This is a genomic window from Pantoea sp. SGAir0418 (genome assembly GCF_043529865.1).
Window position 1 is genome coordinate 3,683,320 of sequence record NZ_CP027911.1, and the last position, 15,894, is coordinate 3,699,213.

The following is a 15,894-nucleotide window of genomic DNA, read 5'->3' on the forward strand; positions in this document are numbered from 1 at the left end:
AGGCCGCACTGATGGAGGAACACCATGAAAAAATGGCTGATTGTTATCGCGGCACTGATGCCGCTGAGCGGCATGGCGAACATGCTGAACAACACTAACCAACCGAATCAACCCGGCTATAACCCAAGCCAGCAGCGGATGCAGACGCGCATGCAGGTCCAGCAGCAGCAACAGCAGCAGCAGTTGCGTCAGGATCAGCAGCAGCAAAATCAGGAGATGCAGCGTAAGCTGCAGGAGCGGCGCGATAGCGCCCGGCAGCGCGTGATTCAGTCGCAGCCGGGCCAGCAGAACAGCAATACACAAACGCAGTACGGCAATTAACGGAAGTCCGGGCCGATAGCATCAATGCGATCGGTACAGATGGCATCCACGCCCCAGCTCAGCAGCTCGCGCGCCCGCGCGGGCTGATTCACGGTATACACCAGAATACGCAGACCGGCGGCTTTAAGCGCGGCGGTGCGTCCGGCGTCCAGTAAGCGATGATTTAAATGGATGGAGACGCAGTCGAGCGCGGCGGTAAGCGTCTGCCAGTCGTCGTGCCACTCATCCAGCAGCAGGCCGCGCGGCAGCTCCGGCGCGGCCTGCATCGCCGCTTCCAGCGCCGCGTACGAGAACGAGGACAGCAGCGGTGCCGTTTGTCCCTGCCACAGCGTTCGTGCGGCCAGCGCCACATCACGTCCGGTTTCCACCTCTGTACCGCTGCTGGGTTTGATCTCAATGTTGGCCATCATCTGATGCTGGCGGCAGCGCGCGGCCACCTCGCTCAGCAATGCCAGCGGTTCACCGTCAAATTCACGGCTAAACCAGCTGCCGGCATCCAGCTGCGCCAGCTGCTGCCACGGCAGATCGCCCGCCACGCCCCAGCCGTTGCTGGTGCGGTCCAGCGTGTCATCGTGCAGCAGGAAAATCTGCTTATCCTGTGACAGTTTGGCGTCGAATTCGATCATGGTATGACCGTAGTGCGCGCCGACATCAATCGCCGCCAGGGTGTTTTCCGGGGCCAGCTTGCCGCCGCCGCGATGCGCAACAATGTGCGGATAGGGCCAGTTTTTTACACTCATTCCAGACGCTTTCCATGGGTAGAATCGAAGAAGTGTAACGCATCTGGCGGCAGTTGTAGCCACAGGCTGCTGCCAGCCTGCGGCCGCTCGCTATGCGGCAAACGCACCACCAGCCGCGTGTTGCCAATGTGGCCATGCGCAAGATTGTCCGCGCCGAGGATCTCCAGCGTATCCACCACCAGCGGCACACCGCCGGCCTCACGACTGCTGAGCTGAATATGCTCGGGACGAATGCCGAGCGTCAGCGGACGGTTGGCCCATCGTGCTTTGCCGGCGCCGAGCGGCAGGCTGTTGAGCGCATCGAGCGTAAAGCGCGAGCCATCGCTATTGATCTGACCGGGTAGCAGGTTCATCGCCGGCGCGCCGATGAACGACGCAACAAACTGACTGGCCGGACGCTCATACACCTCCACCGGCGTGCCCACCTGCTCCACCACGCCTTTATTCATCACCATCACGCGCTGCGCCAGCGTCATGGCTTCAACCTGATCGTGCGTGACGTACAGGCTGGTGGTTTTCAGCCGGCGGTGCAGTTGCTGCAGCTCCAGACGCATCTGCACGCGCAGGCGCGCATCCAGGTTCGACAGCGGCTCATCAAACAGAAACACCGCCGGTTCCCGCACGATGGCGCGGCCCATGGCCACGCGCTGACGCTGGCCGCCGGAGAGCTCGCGCGGACGGCGCTGCAACAGGTGATCAAGCTCCAGACTGCGCGCCGCATCCATCACCCGCTGGGTAATCTGTTCCTTGCCCATGCCGCGGATCTTCAGGCCGTAAGCCATGTTTTCTCCCACCGTCATGTGCGGGTAGAGCGCGTAATTCTGGAATACCATGGCGATGCCGCGATCTTTCGGCTCCATGTCGGTGACGCGCCGATCATCGATGTAGATATCGCCCGACGTGACGCGCTCCAGCCCGGCCACCATGCGCAGCAGCGTCGATTTTCCACAGCCGGATGGGCCGACCATCACCATAAATTCACCGTCATTGATGGTGATGTTCAGCGGCTGAATGATTTGGTTTTTGCCGTCATACGATTTCGTCACGGTCTGAAGGGTTACCGCTGCCATCTATTTCTCACTCTCCACCAGGCCACGCACAAAAGCGCGCTGCATCACAAGCACCACCACCACCGGTGGGATCAGGGTTAATAACATCGCCGCCATCACTTCGTTCCACTGCGTCGGACCGCCGCTGGTGTTGATCATACTTTTCACCCCCGCCACGGCAGTGCTCAGGCCGGCATCGTTGATGATCAGCAGCGGCCACAGATACTGGTTCCAGCCGTAAATAAAGGTGATGACAAACAGCGCGGCGAGATTGGTTTTTGACAGCGGCAGCACGATATCCCAGAAAAAACGCATCGGACTGGCGCCGTCAATGCGCGCCGCTTCAATCAGCTCATCCGGCAGCGACATAAAAAACTGGCGGAACAGGAACGTGGCGGTCGCGGAGGCCATCAGCGGCAATGTCAGACCGCTGTAACTGTCCAGCATGTGCAGCGTGGAGATCACCTCCACCGTCGGGAAAATACGCACTTCTACCGGCAGCATCAGGGTGATAAAGATCAGCCAGAAAAACAGCGTGCGCAGCGGAAAGCGAAACCACACCAGCGCAAACGCCGAGAGCATCGACACCGTGATTTTGCCCACGGTGATGCCCAGCGCCATGATCAGGCTGTTCAGCATCATCAGGCCAAACGCCGCGCTGCCGTTGACGCCATCGCGCCAGATGTGGGTGATGTTGTCGATGAGATGCGGGCCCGGCACCAGCGTCATCGGCACCTGATACACCGCGTTGTTATCCAGCGTCGCGGCGACAAACGCCACGTACAGCGGGAACAGAATGGTCAGCACCCCCAGCGCCAGCAGCGTGTGGGCGAAGATATCCAGCCCGCGTCGGTTTTCAATCATTGGTATTGCACCTTACGCTCGACAAAGCGGAATTGCAGAATGGTCAGGCCGATAACCAGCAACATCAGCACCACCGACTGCGCGGCGGACGACGAGAGATCGAGTCCGGTGAAGCCTTCGCGGTAGATTTTGTAGATCAGCGTGGTGGTGGCCTGTACCGGCCCGCCGCCGGTGGCGGCATCGATCACCGGGAAGGTGTCGAAAAAGGCGTAAACCAGATTCACCACCAGCAGGAAAAAGCTGACCGGCGTAATCAGCGGCAGCGACAGATTAAAGAAACGGCGCACCGGTCCGGCACCGTCAATCGCCGCGGCTTCCACCAGCGATTTAGGAATGGACTGCAGCGCGGCAAAGAAAAACAGGAAGTTGTAGCTCATTTGCTGCCAGATCGACGCAAGTACAATCAGGAACATCGCCTGACCGCTGTTCTGCGCATAGTTCCAGTTGTAGCCAAGCTGGTTCAGCAGATGGCTGAACAGCCCCAGCCCCGGATTGAACAGGAACATCCATAGCACCGCCGCAACTACCGGCGCCACCGCATAGGGCAGCAGCAGCAGCGTCTGATAGAGCTTTTTCAGCCGGATAACGTAATCCACCAGTGCCGCCAGCAGCAGCGAGAATGTCATGCCGCATACCGTCACCAGCGCGCTAAACACGAGGGTGGTCCAGAACGAATCAAGGTAGTAGTCGTCACTGAACAGGCGGCGGAAGTTATCAAGGCCAACAAAGGTGCTGGAGATGCCAAACGGATCGATGCTTTGCAGCGAGTACCACAGCGCCTCTCCGGCGGGCCAGAGAAAAAAGATCGCGGTGATCGCCAGTTGCGGTGCCACCAGCAGATACGGCAACAAACGGGCGCGGAAAACCGGACGTGATGATGAGGACATAGCAGGCTCGTCAGAATGAGACAGCGGGACGGACTTACCCGTCCATCCCGCCATTACGGAGTTACTTCACTTGCTGTTCAAAGCGACGCAGCAGTTCGTTGCCGCGTTTCACCGCGTTGTCCAGCGCTGCCTGTGGCGACTGTTTGCCGGTCCACACGCCTTCCAGCTCTTCGTCGACGATGGTACGAATCTGCGGCATGTTGCCCAGACGCATCCCTTTGGTGAACGGCAGCGGATCTTTATTCAGCATCTGCCGCGTGGCGATGTCCGCGCCCGGGTTTTTGTCATAGAAGCCCTGCTGTTTGGTCAGCTCATAAGCCGCGGTGGTGATCGGCAGATAACCGGTTTTCTGGTGCCATTCTGCCGCGATATCCGGCTGGGCGAGGAACTTCATGAACTCCGCCGCACCTTTATAAGTCGCTGCATCTTTGCCTTTCATCACCCACAGGCTGGCGCCACCGATAATGGCGTTCTGCGGTGCGTTCGGCACAGTGTCATCGTACGGCATCATGCCCACGCCAAAGTTGAATTTGGCGTAATGCTTAATGTCGGCCAGCGAACCGGATGAGGCGGTGGTGATACCGCAGTCGCCGTTATAGAACTTGGACGTCGACTCATCTTTACGGCCAAAGTAAGTGAAATCACCTTTCTTATTCATCTCTTCCAGCAGCTGGATGTGGCGCACCTGCACGGGTTTGTTGAACTCCAGCACCGCGTCGGTACCGTCAAAGCCGTTGTTTTTGGTGGCAACCGGCAGGCCATGCCAGGCGCTGAAGTTTTCGATCTGAATCCAGCCCTGCCAGCCGCTGGCATAGCCGCAGCTCATGCCGGCTTTACGCAGCGCGGCGGCATCCTGCGCCAGCGCCTGCCAGGTTTTCGGTGGCTGATCCGGGTTAAGACCGGCTTTTTTGAACGCGTCTTTGTTGTAGTACAGCACCGGCGTGGAGCTGTTAAACGGCTGTGAGATCAGCTGGCCGTTGCTGTCGCTGTAGTAACCGGCAACCGCAGGAACAAACTGTTTCGGGTCCATCGGCACGCCGGCGTCTTTAAACACTTCATGCACCGGCACGATGGCTTTAGAGGCCATCATGGTGGCGGTGCCCACTTCGTAAACCTGCAGAATGGCCGGTGCCTTACCGCTGCGCACCGCAGCGATACCCGCAGCCAGGCTCTGCTCGTAGTTGCCTTTGTAGGTCGGAACGATTTTGTAATCCGGGTGAGCCTGGTTAAAACGCTGTGCCAGAGAATCGACTTCTTTGCCTAACTCACCTTCCATTGAGTGCCAGAAAGGGATTTCGGTAGCAGCCAGCGCATTACCGCTGATCGCCAGACCGAGCAGCAGACTCATCAGGCGGGGACGAAGCGTAAAAGCGGACATAAGGGTTTCCTGTGCTTGTGGCGCGCGCGATATCACGCATTTTTTGTTCGCGAAGTAACATGACACGAGGAAATGACGGAAAAATAACAGGATTATGACGGGAATATGACGGGGTTAGTGCGCGCTGATGCCCTCACCCCGGCCCTCTCCCACGGGGAGAGGGAGATGAAAGGCCGTGCGTGCTGATGCCCTCACCCCGGCCCTCTCCCACGGGGAGAGGGGGATAAAAGGCGGTGCGCTGATGCCTTCTTCTGCAGGGCGAGAGAAGTCCGGGAGGATGCCAGGATAGCAACCTGGCCTGAAAAACGCTGCCGTACGGTTCCCTCTCCCGCGTGCGGGAGAGGGTTAGGGTGAGGGCAAATCACCGCACCAACGTCATGACCAAAGCCAGGTCAGGCGCCTAAATACGCGCTTCGCACCGCTTCATTGGATAACAACGCTTCACCGCTATCCTCCAGCACCACGTGACCGTTCTCCAGCACGTAGCCGCGATCGGCCAGCTTCAGCGCCTGGTTGGCGTTCTGCTCGACGAGGAAGATGGTCATGCCCTCTTTACGCAGCTGTTCGATGGTGTCGAAAATCTGCTGGATAATGATCGGCGCCAGACCCAGCGACGGCTCGTCCAGCAGCAGCAGGCGCGGCTGGCTCATGAGCGCGCGGCCAATCGCCAGCATCTGCTGCTCACCGCCGGACATGGTGCCGGCGCGCTGCACTTTGCGCTCCGCCAGCCGGGGGAACAGCTGATAAACGCGCTCAATGCGCTCCTGATACTGCTGACGCGTCGCGAAGAAACCGCCCATCGCCAGGTTCTCTTCCACCGTCATGCGCGAAAACACGCGCCGGCCTTCCGGTACGATGGCAATCGCTTCACGCATGATTTTTGCCGTCTGCCAGTCGGTAATGGTTTTGCCATCAAAGGTGATGGTGCCACTGGTGGCGCGCGGTTCGCCACACAGCGTACCGAGCAGCGTGGTTTTACCCGCGCCGTTCGCGCCAATCAGCGTCACGATTTCGCCCTGACTGATGTGCAGATTAATGTTATGCAGTGCCTGGATCGGGCCATAGTGCGCGCTGACGCCCTGCAAAGTTAAAATCGGGTTCGCCATGTTACGCCTCACCTAAATAAGCACGGATCACATCCGGGTTGTTACGCACTTCTTCCGGCGTACCGTTGGCCAGCGGCGTTCCCTGATTCACCACATAAATGCGATCAGAAATGCCCATCACCAGCTTCATATCGTGTTCAATCAGCAGCACCGTCACCTTGTGTTCGCCGCGCAGTTCAGCGATCAGCTCATCCAGCTCGTGCGTTTCGCGCGGGTTGAGGCCGGCGGCCGGTTCGTCGAGCATCAGGATTTCCGGACGCGTCACCATGCAGCGGGCGATCTCCAGCCGGCGCTGCTGGCCGTAAGCCAGATTGCCGGCCTGGCGGTTAGCCAGCTCCAGCAGGCCAATGCGCTCCAGCCAGCTGGCCGCGCGGTCCAGCGCTTCGCTCTCGCCACGCCGGAACGCCGGGGTTTTAAACAGCCCGGAGAACACGCCGCTTTTCAAATGCTGATGCTGCGCCACCAGCAGGTTTTCAATCACCGTCATCTCACGGAACAGGCGCACGTGCTGGAAAGTTCGCACCACGCCCATGCGCGCGATCTTCTGCCCCGGCAGGCCCTGCAATGGCTGATCGCGCAGTTTGATGGTGCCGCCCGTTGGCTTATAGAAACCGGTCAGGCAGTTGAATACCGTGGTTTTCCCCGCCCCGTTCGGGCCAATCAGCGAGACGATCTCCTGCGGATGCAGTTCCAGCGCCACGTTGTTGACGGCCAGCAGGCCGCCGAAGCGCATCATCAGGCCTTCAACGGCTAATAAAGGCTGACTCATGCCTGCTCTCCTTGTTTTGCCTGTTTCAGCTTCAGGTGCGGACGCTTCATCGGCAGCAGCCCCTGCGGACGCCAGATCATCATCAGCACCATCAACCCACCGAGCACCAGCATGCTGTACTCGTTCAAATCACGCATCAGCTCGCGCGATACCACCAGCAGAATCGCGGCCAGGATTACCGCCAGCTGCGAACCCATGCCGCCCAGCACCACAATCGCCAGCACAAACGCGGACTCGACAAAGGTGAAAGATTCCGGGCTGACAAAGCCCTGACGCGCGGCAAACAGCGTACCGGCGAAACCGGCGAACACCGCGCTGATGGTAAAGGCCGTCAGCTTGATGCGCGTTGGGCTGAGACCGAGCGAACGGCAGGCGATCTCATCCTCACGCAGCGCTTCCCACGCACGCCCCAGCGGCATGCGCAGCAGACGATTGATGACGAACAGCGTCAGCACCACCAGCAGCAGCGCCACCAGATAAAGGAAAATCACGCGGTGATTGGGATCGTACGCCAGGCCCGTCAGCTCGTGGAAGGTGGTCCAGCCGCCTTCACTGACGCGCCGGCCAAATTCAATGCCAAACAGGCTCGGCTTGGGGATCTGCGCGATTCCATTGGGACCGCCAGTGATTGATGTGCTGTTCAGCAGCAGAATACGCACGATCTCACCAAAGCCGAGCGTCACAATCGCCAGATAGTCACCGCGCAGCCGCAGCACCGGGAAGCCCAGCAGCAGGCCAAAGGCACCGGCGACAATACCCGCCAGCGGCAGACTTTCCCAGAAGCCAAAGCCGTAATAGTGATTCAGCAGCGCAAAGGTGTAAGCACCGATGGCGTAAAAGCCGCCGTAACCCAGCACCAGCAGGCCGGACAGGCCCACTACCACATTCAGACCGAGGCCGAGCATCACGTAGATCAGCGTCAGTGTGGCAATATCCACGCTGCCGCGCGACACGAAGAAGGGCCAGGCGACGGCGGCAACAATCACCAGCAGCATCAGCAGCTTTTGTTTTGGTGTCGAACCGTCAAAACCCGGCAGCACCAACCCTTTGCCACTGCGCTTAAACTTGCCCTGCAACAGCGGACGCAGCAGCTGGAACACAAACACCACTGCGCAGCCGAGGAAGATCCAGTTCCAGCGCACGGCGCCCGAATTCGCCACCACCAGTTTGGTGCCGTCGAGATCGAGGCGCATACCCATAAAGAAGCTGGCGAGTACCAGCAGCATCACCGTGGAGACCACGGCGTTAACCAGACCGAGGCGTTTCATACTTTCTCCACCTCCGGACGGCCAAGGATACCGGTTGGCATCACCAGCAGCACCACGATCAGCAGCGCGAACGACACCACGTCTTTATATTCGGTCGACAGATAGGCTGATGTCAGCGCTTCCGCAATGCCCAGCACCAGGCCGCCAATCATCGCGCCCGGAATGCTGCCGATGCCGCCCAGTACCGCCGCGGTAAAGGCTTTCATGCCGGCCATAAAGCCGATGAACGGGTTAATGGAGCCGTAAAACTGCCCCAGCAGCACGCCAGCCACGGCCGCCATCGCTGCGCCGATCACAAAGGTCAGTGAGATCACGCGGTCGGTGTTGATGCCCAGCAGGCTGGCCATTTTCAGATCTTCAGCGCAGGCGCGGCAGGCGCGGCCCATGCGCGAATAGCGGATGAACAGCGTCAGCGCCAGCATCGCGAGGAAGGTGACGACCCAGATAACCAGCTGCATGGTGGTGAGCGTGGCGGCAAAGCCGTTGCTCTCACCCAGCGTCCACTGGCCGGTGATCAGGCTGGGCAGCGCCAGATCGCGCGAGCCCTGCGTCAGGCTGACGTAGTTCTGCAGAAAGATCGACATACCAATCGCCGAGATCAGCGCGATCAGGCGTTTGGAGGAGCGCACCGGCTTATACGCCACGCGCTCGATGCTCCAGCCGTAGGCGCTGGAGATAATCACCGCCATCACGAACCCGGCGGCAATCATCAGCCACGAGGTGTCGATACCCATCATCATCAGGGCGGCAATCACGATAAAGGAGACATAGCTGCCGATCATGTACACCTCGCCGTGGGCGAAGTTGATCATGCCGATGATGCCGTAAACCATGGTGTAACCGATGGCGATCAGCGCGTAGGTGCTCCCGAGGGTGACCCCGTTGAACATCTGCTGAATGAAATAGAGAAACTGCTCGGACATAGTGAGGACCTGCATGTAAACGGGAAATCCCCGGTGCGTTCGGCACCGGGTTAGGGTGAGAGCACCGCGTCGCAGCGCCTCATTCAGCGCGTGCGCGCGGTGCCGCACCCTGCCCTCGCCCATCAGGAGAGGGACAATTCAGGAGCGTGCTTACTTAACTGCGGTAGAAGAACCGTCTTTGTGCCATTTGAAGACGCCAAATTCGAAGCCCTTCAGATCGCCCTTCTGGTCCCAGCTCAGGTTACCCATCACGGTGGGCACCGGCGCACCCTCTTTCAGGTTTTTAGCAATCGCATCAGGCTCATCGCTTTTGCTGCGCTCAATGCCCGCCACCAGTGACTGAATAGCTGCATAGGTGGTCCAGACGAACGGGCCGGTTGGATCTTTGCGGTTTGATGCGCTGTTGGCTTTGATCGCGTCCACAATCGCTTTGTTGTCTGGCAGCTGGTCGTAGCGCTTCGGCAGCGTCACGTACAGGCCTTCAGAGGCGTCACCCGCGATGTTAGACAGGGAAGCGTTGCCGACCCCTTCTGGTCCCATAAAGCCGGCTTTCAGACCGGCGGTTTTGGCCTGACGCAGAATCTGGCCCAGCTCCGGGTAGTAACCGCCGTAGTAAACGAAGTCGACGTTCTCTTTCTTCAGGCGCGCAATCAGCGTGGAGAAGTCTTTATCGCCAGCGGTGATCCCTTCGAACAGCACCACGTTGCCGCCTTTCGCCTTCAGGGTTTTCTGCACGGATTCCGCCAGGCCCTGACCGTACTGCTGCTTGTCATGCACCACGGCAATACGTTTTGGTTTGATCTGATCGAGGATGTAGTTGGCAGCGGTCGGGCCCTGATCGGAATCGAGACCGGTGGTACGCATCACGTCGGCATAGCCGCGCGCGGTCAGTTCAGGCGCAGTAGCCGCCGGGGTGATCATCAGAATGCCTTCATCGTTATAAATGTCTGATGCTGGCTGAGTGGAGGAGGAGCACAGGTGGCCGATAACGTATTTGATACCGTCATTGACCACTTTGTTGGCCACCGCAACCGCCTGTTTCGGGTCACAGGCGTCGTCATATTCTACGCCAACCAGCTTGTCGCCGTTTACGCCGCCTTTGGCGTTGATGTCCTTGATCGCCTGGGCCGCACCGGTGAACTGCATATCACCGTACTGCGCCACCGGGCCGGTTGCCGCACCGACAATCGCAATTTTGATGTCTTTCGCCAGTACCGCATGGCTCATCGCCAGCGCTACGCAACCCGCCAGTAATGCGCGTCCTTTACTCATTTTCATGCGAACTTCCCCATCTGTTGTGTCGTGTCTGTTGTGATTGGTTATTTATCTGCCAGTCAAAGAGCAAAACTGATTTGAGAATAATGAGTTAGCGCTCTTTTCTGGCATTTTTTGTTAAGAAGGCTTTATTTTTCAGGTTATTAAACAGGAACTTTCTTCTGTAAATCAACTGACATATTCAGTAAAAGCTGACAGGAACAGCAGATTACTCTGGTTTTTATGGCCGGTTTTTCACCACCAGGCCAGCGCGTTATGCTGGCTTTTTCAGCGATCGATGCTGGCTTACTCCACAATCCTGGCAAAGTGGCTGGCATTTGACCTCTTTTCATCGCAAAAAAGTGACAGCGCTCTGACTGTCTAAATTCGCTACACTAAGGCCTTTCTGCCAGTACAGGTAAGGGTTATGAAGCTCACTATTCAGCGCATCAGCACGCTGACGCCGCAGGATCGACTGGATTTAGCCAAAGTCTGGCCGCAGCAGGATATCGCGCAGCTGGAAGCCAGCCTCAGTGAAGCGCAGCGGCTTTATGCAGCGCGCTTTAACGATCGCCTGCTTGGGGCGCTGCGGCTGGAGATTCGCGGCACGCTGGGCAAGATTACGCAGCTGGAAGTGCGTGAAGTTACGCGGCGGCGCGGCGTAGGGCAGTATCTGCTGGAAGAGACGATAGCGCAGAACAGCGCGCTGGATCACTGGTGGGTTGCCGATGACGGCGAAGACGATCAGCGCGTACGCGCGGCGTTTATGCAGGCGTGTGGTTTCCGCGCGCAGAGCGACGGGTGGGTGCGTTAAGCGGCGATTTTACGCCGTGCAGAGCGGTGCGCATGGATGCGCGCCCTACGGGGATTGCGAACGAGCGTACAGATTGCGTGGGGTCGTGATTAACGATGCCTATGCATGCGTGTCCTGTAGGGTCGCCATTCATGGCGACCGTGCTGTAATCCGCACAGGTCATACGTCATCGCCGGTTATTGCGCGCATAAAAAAAGGCGACCCGGTGGTCGCCCCCTTTATCTGTCAGCCGTTAATCAGGCTTCAATCGCCATACGCAGTTTCTTCATGGCGTTCTTTTCCAGCTGACGCACGCGCTCGGCAGACACACCGTACTGGTCGGCCAGCTCCTGCAGCGTGGTTTTGTTGTCATCATCCAGCCAGCGGGCGCGGATAATGTGCTGGCTACGCTCATCGAGGCTCAGCATTGCATCGCTCAGCTTGTCAGCGGCGTGCGCATCCCAGTTATCCTCTTCAATGCCGTCGGCAAAGTCAGAGGTTTTATCCTGCAGATACAGCACCGGTGCCATCGGCTTGCCTTCGCCCGCATCGTCATCAGACGACATGTCAAAAGTCATATCCTGGGCCGCCATGCGCGACTCCATTTCCAGCACGTCTTTGCTGCTGACACCCAGCTCGCGCGCCACCATTTCGACTTCATCCTGATTGAACCAGCCGAGACGCTGCTTGGTTTTACGCAGGTTAAAGAACAGTTTGCGCTGTGCTTTGGTGGTGGCAACTTTCACGATACGCCAGTTACGCAGCACGTACTCGTGAATCTCCGCTTTGATCCAGTGTACGGCAAACGACACCAGACGCACCCCGACTTCCGGGTTGAAGCGACGCACCGCCTTCATCAGGCCGATGTTACCTTCCTGGATCAGGTCCGCCTGCGGCAGGCCGTAACCGGAATAGTTACGAGCGATATGAACAACAAAGCGCAGGTGAGACAGGATCAGCGTCTTAGCTGCATCCAGATCGCCCTGGTAATGCAGCCGCTCAGCCAGTGCTTTTTCCTCTTCTGCCGTTAATACCGGCCAGTTGTTAGCAGCCCGGACGTAAGATTCCAGGTTGCCCAGAGGAGCAATCGCTAAAGTTTGCATTTCTTTGGTCATTCAAACCCTCACAAATTCAATGGACTTGCTGCTCGTTTCCCTGCGCAGCCGTTACATTATGTCAACGACGCGTGAAAACCAAAAGCAATCTGTGCTACTTGGACGTCAAAGTTATCCACAAGTTCAATTATAGCAGTGAATATTTTACACACAGATGACGGCGGGGGAAATCGGAGAAATCCTCTGCTCCCAGGTCGTCGGCAGCAGAGGAAGAGTATATCAAAAAATCGTTGCTATGGGTTACTGCGGCGTAAAACGACGTAAATGTTGCACCGTCGCCAGCCAGGCGGCAATCCAGCCGATGATGGCCGCGATTAACAGCAACAGCAGGCCTTCATCCCACGAAAAGCCCTCCAGCGCGAAGCTGGTACCGAAGACGGAGGCGACCTGCGCCACCACCGACTGCAGGCGCAGCACCAGCACTTCCGACAGAATCAGCGACAGCACCGCACCGCTGAAACCGAGCAGCGCGCCGCCGTAGAGGAAGGGCCGCAGAATAAAGCCATCGGTCGCGCCAATCAGCTTCTGCACATTGATGGTGTCGCGCCGGGCAAAAATGCTCAGACGCACGCTGTTGCCAATCACCAGGAACACCGCCACCACCATCAGCAGGCCGATCATTGACGCCACCTGCCCCACCAGCCCGGTGAGTGCGGCTAAACGCGCAAACCAGCTGTCATCCATGCGCACCTCATCCACGCCCTGCACTTTCGCCACGCGATCGCGCAGATTGGCCATGGTATCGGAGTTCTGGAAGTTCAGCTTCGGCGTGATGATCGCCACCGCCGGCAGCGGGTTCTGCTCCAGCATATCCATCGCACCACCAAAGCCGGACCAGTTGCGGAACTCGCTTTGCGCCTCTTCACGCGTCAGGTAGTTCACCTTGTCCACGCCATCGAGCTTTTTCAGTTCGGCGGTCACGTTCTCTGCCGCCGTGTCATCCAGCGCTTTGTCGAGGTAAACCGTCAGCTGCGGCGCCGGGTACCACTGTGCGGCGGCCTGGCTGACGTTTTTCCACACCATGTAGCACACGCTGGGCAGCGTCAGCGAAATCGCGATCACCATTACCGTCAGCAGCGTCGCCAGCGGCTGACGATACATGTCGGACAGCGTACCGCGCCACGCGTAGCGCCACTGCTCCTGCCAGCCGCCCTTCAGCGCTTTGCTCTTTGACGGCTGCTTCGCCGCTTTCGGCGCAGCCGGACGCTTGTTACGTTTATTGACCATCGTGGCCTCCGTGCAGACGTCCCTGATTAAGCGTCATCACGCGATAATTGCGGCGTGCGATCAGCCCGATGTCGTGCGTCGCCATCAGTACCGTAACGCCCACGCGGTTGAACTCTTCAAACAGGCGCAAAATATCTTCTGACAGCGCGTTATCGAGGTTACCGGTCGGTTCATCCGCCAGCAGCACCGCCGGTTTATTCACTACCGCGCGGGCAATGCCGACGCGCTGCTGTTCACCGCCAGAGAGCTGAATCGGATAACTTTTTGCTTTGTCGAGCAGGCCGACTTTGTCCAGCGCCGCCGACACGCGACGGCGAATATCCTCGCCGCTGGCCCCGGAAATAATCAGCGGAATCGCTACGTTGTCGTAGACCGAACGATCCATCAGCAAATGGTGATCCTGGAAAATCATGCCGATCTGGCGGCGCAGGAAAGGCACTTCGCTGTGACGCAGCCGGGAAATATCGTGACCGCTGAACCAGATTTGCCCGGCGCTCGGGCGCTCAATGCCACAAATCAGCTTCAGTAAGGTACTTTTCCCCGCGCCTGAGTGGCCGGTCAGAAACGCCATCTCACCGGGACGCAAATGGAAATCCACGCCCTGCAGCGCCTGGCGTCCTCCCAGATAAGCCTTACTGACCTCTTCAAAGCGAATCATGCCAATTATTCCTCTCGGGCAAACAGTGCCTCAATAAAGTCGGCGGCCTTAAACGGCCGTAAATCTTCGATGCCTTCCCCGACACCGATATAACGAATCGGAATGCCAAACTGATCGGCCACCGAGAAGATCACGCCACCTTTTGCGGTGCCGTCGAGCTTGGTCAGGGTGATGCCGGTCAGGCCGACCGCTTCGTGGAACAGCTTCGCCTGGCTGATGGCGTTCTGGCCGGTGCTGGCGTCAATCGTCAGCATCACCTCATGCGGTGCCTCTTCGTCCAGCTTCTTCATCACGCGGGTGATCTTCTTCAGCTCTTCCATCAGATGCGCTTTGTTCTGCAGGCGGCCGGCGGTATCGGCGATCAGCACGTCAACGTGGCGCGATTTCGCCGCCTGGATGGCGTCAAAAATGACCGACGCGGAATCCGCGCCCGTATGCTGCGCGACCACCGGGATATTGTTGCGCTGGCCCCAGACCTGCAGCTGCTCTACCGCCGCCGCGCGGAAGGTGTCCCCCGCCGCCAGCATGACGGACTTGCCCTGCGCCTGATACTGACGCGCCAGCTTACCGATGGTGGTGGTTTTACCCACGCCGTTAACGCCGACCATCAGGATAACGAACGGTGTTTTGCCCGCCACGTCCAGCGGAGCATCGACCTTTTCCAGAATGCCGGCCATTTCAGCCTTCAGCAGGCCATACAGCGCTTCGGCATCGCGCAGCTGCTTACGGCTGGCCTGTTGCGTCAGGCTGGTGATGATGCGGCGCGTCGTTTCCACGCCGACATCGGCAATCAGCAGCTGCTCTTCCAGCTCTTCAAACAGCTCGTCATCGATTTTTTTGCCGCGGAACAGGCTGATAAAGCCGGATCCGAGGTTTTCACGCGTTTTGACCAGGCTGCGTTTCAGGCGGGCAAAGAAGCCCTCTTTGGTGGGGCGCTCCTGCTCCTGAGCCACAATCGGCGCGGCCGCCAGCGGCAGATCGCTCACGGTGTCTGTCGCCACGCGCTCTTCTGCCGCATCTTCGGCATAGGTTTCCGCTAACGCCAGCGCTTCCAGCTCTTCATCGCTCAGCGGTGCGTCTGCGTCCTCTGGCTGAGGCTCCTCAGATAAAACCGGTGCTTCAATAATCAGTTCTTCAGCCTGCGGCTCCTCTTCAACCGGCATCAGCTCCGGCTGCGGATGATCTTCCGGCAGTACCTCTTCTTCAATCGCGCTGACGGCAGCGATTTCTGCGTCATCAGCGTTAGCGTCGGATTCGGCTGCGGTTTCTGCTTCCGTGACGGGATGCGTTTCAGCGTCGGCGTGAACCGGCGATTCGGCCTGCTGTTCTGCCACCTGTTCAGTGACGCTCACGGTTTCGGCGGCCTGCGCTTCGGCGCTTGCTAACGCGCTCTCTTCAGCGGCGGGTGCCGGTTGATCGGTCGGCTGCTGCTGCGCCTGCTCTTCCGCTGGCTGCTGCTCTTCTTTGCCAAAGCCCAGCCAGGAAAAAAAGCCGCGTTTTTTCTCTTTTGCCATTGTGTGACCACACTCCTCGATGGCTTAT

Annotated in this window: 16 protein-coding genes; 2 read left to right on the plus strand and 14 right to left on the minus strand. The window is 58.7% G+C overall.

Annotated elements, in window-relative coordinates; translation table 11 throughout:
• Window positions 1-24: 24 nt before the first annotated feature.
• A complete protein-coding gene (locus C1N84_RS17215; RefSeq protein ID WP_058757576.1) occupies window positions 25-321 on the plus strand; it encodes a DUF2756 domain-containing protein in 297 nt (98 codons plus the stop codon).
• Here the strand turns inward: C1N84_RS17215 and ugpQ are convergent.
• From ugpQ to C1N84_RS17265, 10 genes are all read right to left on the minus strand, one after another.
• A complete protein-coding gene (ugpQ, locus tag C1N84_RS17220; RefSeq protein WP_104187819.1) occupies window positions 318-1,061 on the minus strand; it encodes a glycerophosphodiester phosphodiesterase in 744 nt (247 codons plus the stop codon). The genes C1N84_RS17215 and ugpQ overlap by 4 nt on opposite strands.
• Window positions 1,058-2,131, minus strand: a complete 1,074-nt coding sequence (locus C1N84_RS17225) for a sn-glycerol-3-phosphate import ATP-binding protein UgpC (RefSeq protein ID WP_021508001.1) — start codon at window positions 2,129-2,131, stop codon at window positions 1,058-1,060. The genes ugpQ and C1N84_RS17225 overlap by 4 nt, the downstream gene beginning before the upstream one ends.
• Entirely contained in the window at window positions 2,132-2,974 is an 843-nt protein-coding gene (gene ugpE / locus C1N84_RS17230) for a sn-glycerol-3-phosphate ABC transporter permease UgpE (protein ID WP_021508002.1), read from the minus strand.
• The gene (gene ugpA / locus C1N84_RS17235) at window positions 2,971-3,861 is read right to left on the minus strand and encodes a sn-glycerol-3-phosphate ABC transporter permease UgpA (protein ID WP_031279792.1); all 891 of its coding nucleotides are present in this window, start codon (window positions 3,859-3,861) and stop codon (window positions 2,971-2,973) included. The genes ugpE and ugpA overlap by 4 nt, the downstream gene beginning before the upstream one ends.
• Before the next feature lie 61 nt (window positions 3,862-3,922).
• Window positions 3,923-5,239, minus strand: a complete 1,317-nt coding sequence (gene ugpB, locus C1N84_RS17240; RefSeq protein ID WP_058757579.1) for a sn-glycerol-3-phosphate ABC transporter substrate-binding protein UgpB — start codon at window positions 5,237-5,239, stop codon at window positions 3,923-3,925.
• 392 nt (window positions 5,240-5,631) lie between these two features.
• Entirely contained in the window at window positions 5,632-6,345 is a 714-nt protein-coding gene (gene livF, locus C1N84_RS17245; RefSeq protein ID WP_010615896.1) for a high-affinity branched-chain amino acid ABC transporter ATP-binding protein LivF, read from the minus strand.
• A gap of 1 nt (window position 6,346) precedes the next feature.
• A complete protein-coding gene (gene livG / locus C1N84_RS17250; protein ID WP_021508005.1) occupies window positions 6,347-7,114 on the minus strand; it encodes a high-affinity branched-chain amino acid ABC transporter ATP-binding protein LivG in 768 nt (255 codons plus the stop codon).
• Window positions 7,111-8,382, minus strand: coding sequence for a high-affinity branched-chain amino acid ABC transporter permease LivM (locus tag C1N84_RS17255; protein WP_264441747.1), 1,272 nt, complete (start codon window positions 8,380-8,382; stop codon window positions 7,111-7,113). Before C1N84_RS17255 ends, livG begins: the two co-directional genes overlap by 4 nt.
• Entirely contained in the window at window positions 8,379-9,305 is a 927-nt protein-coding gene (gene livH, locus C1N84_RS17260; protein WP_010615899.1) for a high-affinity branched-chain amino acid ABC transporter permease LivH, read from the minus strand. The genes C1N84_RS17255 and livH overlap by 4 nt, the downstream gene beginning before the upstream one ends.
• Window positions 9,306-9,455: 150 nt before the next feature.
• Window positions 9,456-10,583 carry a branched-chain amino acid ABC transporter substrate-binding protein gene (locus C1N84_RS17265; RefSeq protein ID WP_021508007.1) on the minus strand — a complete coding sequence of 376 codons (1,128 nt, stop codon included), beginning with the start codon at window positions 10,581-10,583 and terminating at the stop codon, window positions 9,456-9,458.
• A 403-nt stretch (window positions 10,584-10,986) separates the two neighbouring features.
• On the opposite strand from C1N84_RS17265, the gene panM reads away from it, so the two are divergent.
• Window positions 10,987-11,373: an aspartate 1-decarboxylase autocleavage activator PanM gene (gene panM / locus C1N84_RS17270; RefSeq protein ID WP_021508008.1), complete on the plus strand. Its 387-nt coding sequence runs from the start codon at window positions 10,987-10,989 to the stop codon at window positions 11,371-11,373.
• Window positions 11,374-11,609: 236 nt separating this feature from the next.
• On the opposite strand, the gene rpoH is transcribed toward panM, so the two are convergent.
• The 4 genes from rpoH to ftsY all read right to left on the minus strand — a co-directional run bounded on the left by rpoH (window position 11,610) and on the right by ftsY (window position 15,866).
• Window positions 11,610-12,467, minus strand: a complete 858-nt coding sequence (rpoH, locus tag C1N84_RS17275; RefSeq protein WP_021508009.1) for an RNA polymerase sigma factor RpoH — start codon at window positions 12,465-12,467, stop codon at window positions 11,610-11,612.
• A gap of 240 nt (window positions 12,468-12,707) precedes the next feature.
• Entirely contained in the window at window positions 12,708-13,694 is a 987-nt protein-coding gene (gene ftsX / locus C1N84_RS17280; RefSeq protein ID WP_058770000.1) for a permease-like cell division protein FtsX, read from the minus strand.
• Window positions 13,684-14,352, minus strand: a complete 669-nt coding sequence (gene ftsE, locus C1N84_RS17285; protein WP_021508011.1) for a cell division ATP-binding protein FtsE — start codon at window positions 14,350-14,352, stop codon at window positions 13,684-13,686. The genes ftsX and ftsE overlap by 11 nt, the downstream gene beginning before the upstream one ends.
• Before the next feature lie 5 nt (window positions 14,353-14,357).
• Window positions 14,358-15,866 (minus strand): signal recognition particle-docking protein FtsY, encoded by a 1,509-nt coding sequence (ftsY, locus tag C1N84_RS17290; RefSeq protein WP_264441750.1) that lies wholly within the window; start codon window positions 15,864-15,866, stop codon window positions 14,358-14,360.
• Between the last annotated feature and the right edge of the window lie 28 nt (window positions 15,867-15,894).

Bases quoted from the DNA above. Each gene is read 5' to 3' on its own strand.
- C1N84_RS17215 (WP_058757576.1), top strand. From the start codon at position 25: ATGAAAAAATGGCTGATTGTTATCGCGGCACTGATGCCGCTGAGCGGC.
- ugpQ (WP_104187819.1), bottom strand. From the start codon at position 1,061: ATGAGTGTAAAAAACTGGCCCTATCCGCACATTGTTGCGCATCGCGGC.
- C1N84_RS17225 (WP_021508001.1), bottom strand. From the start codon at position 2,131: ATGGCAGCGGTAACCCTTCAGACCGTGACGAAATCGTATGACGGCAAA.
- ugpE (WP_021508002.1), bottom strand. From the start codon at position 2,974: ATGATTGAAAACCGACGCGGGCTGGATATCTTCGCCCACACGCTGCTG.
- ugpA (WP_031279792.1), bottom strand. From the start codon at position 3,861: ATGTCCTCATCATCACGTCCGGTTTTCCGCGCCCGTTTGTTGCCGTAT.
- ugpB (WP_058757579.1), bottom strand. From the start codon at position 5,239: ATGTCCGCTTTTACGCTTCGTCCCCGCCTGATGAGTCTGCTGCTCGGT.
- livF (WP_010615896.1), bottom strand. From the start codon at position 6,345: ATGGCGAACCCGATTTTAACTTTGCAGGGCGTCAGCGCGCACTATGGC.
- livG (WP_021508005.1), bottom strand. From the start codon at position 7,114: ATGAGTCAGCCTTTATTAGCCGTTGAAGGCCTGATGATGCGCTTCGGC.
- C1N84_RS17255 (WP_264441747.1), bottom strand. From the start codon at position 8,382: ATGAAACGCCTCGGTCTGGTTAACGCCGTGGTCTCCACGGTGATGCTG.
- livH (WP_010615899.1), bottom strand. From the start codon at position 9,305: ATGTCCGAGCAGTTTCTCTATTTCATTCAGCAGATGTTCAACGGGGTC.
- C1N84_RS17265 (WP_021508007.1), bottom strand. From the start codon at position 10,583: ATGAAAATGAGTAAAGGACGCGCATTACTGGCGGGTTGCGTAGCGCTG.
- panM (WP_021508008.1), top strand. From the start codon at position 10,987: ATGAAGCTCACTATTCAGCGCATCAGCACGCTGACGCCGCAGGATCGA.
- rpoH (WP_021508009.1), bottom strand. From the start codon at position 12,467: ATGACCAAAGAAATGCAAACTTTAGCGATTGCTCCTCTGGGCAACCTG.
- ftsX (WP_058770000.1), bottom strand. From the start codon at position 13,694: ATGGTCAATAAACGTAACAAGCGTCCGGCTGCGCCGAAAGCGGCGAAG.
- ftsE (WP_021508011.1), bottom strand. From the start codon at position 14,352: ATGATTCGCTTTGAAGAGGTCAGTAAGGCTTATCTGGGAGGACGCCAG.
- ftsY (WP_264441750.1), bottom strand. From the start codon at position 15,866: ATGGCAAAAGAGAAAAAACGCGGCTTTTTTTCCTGGCTGGGCTTTGGC.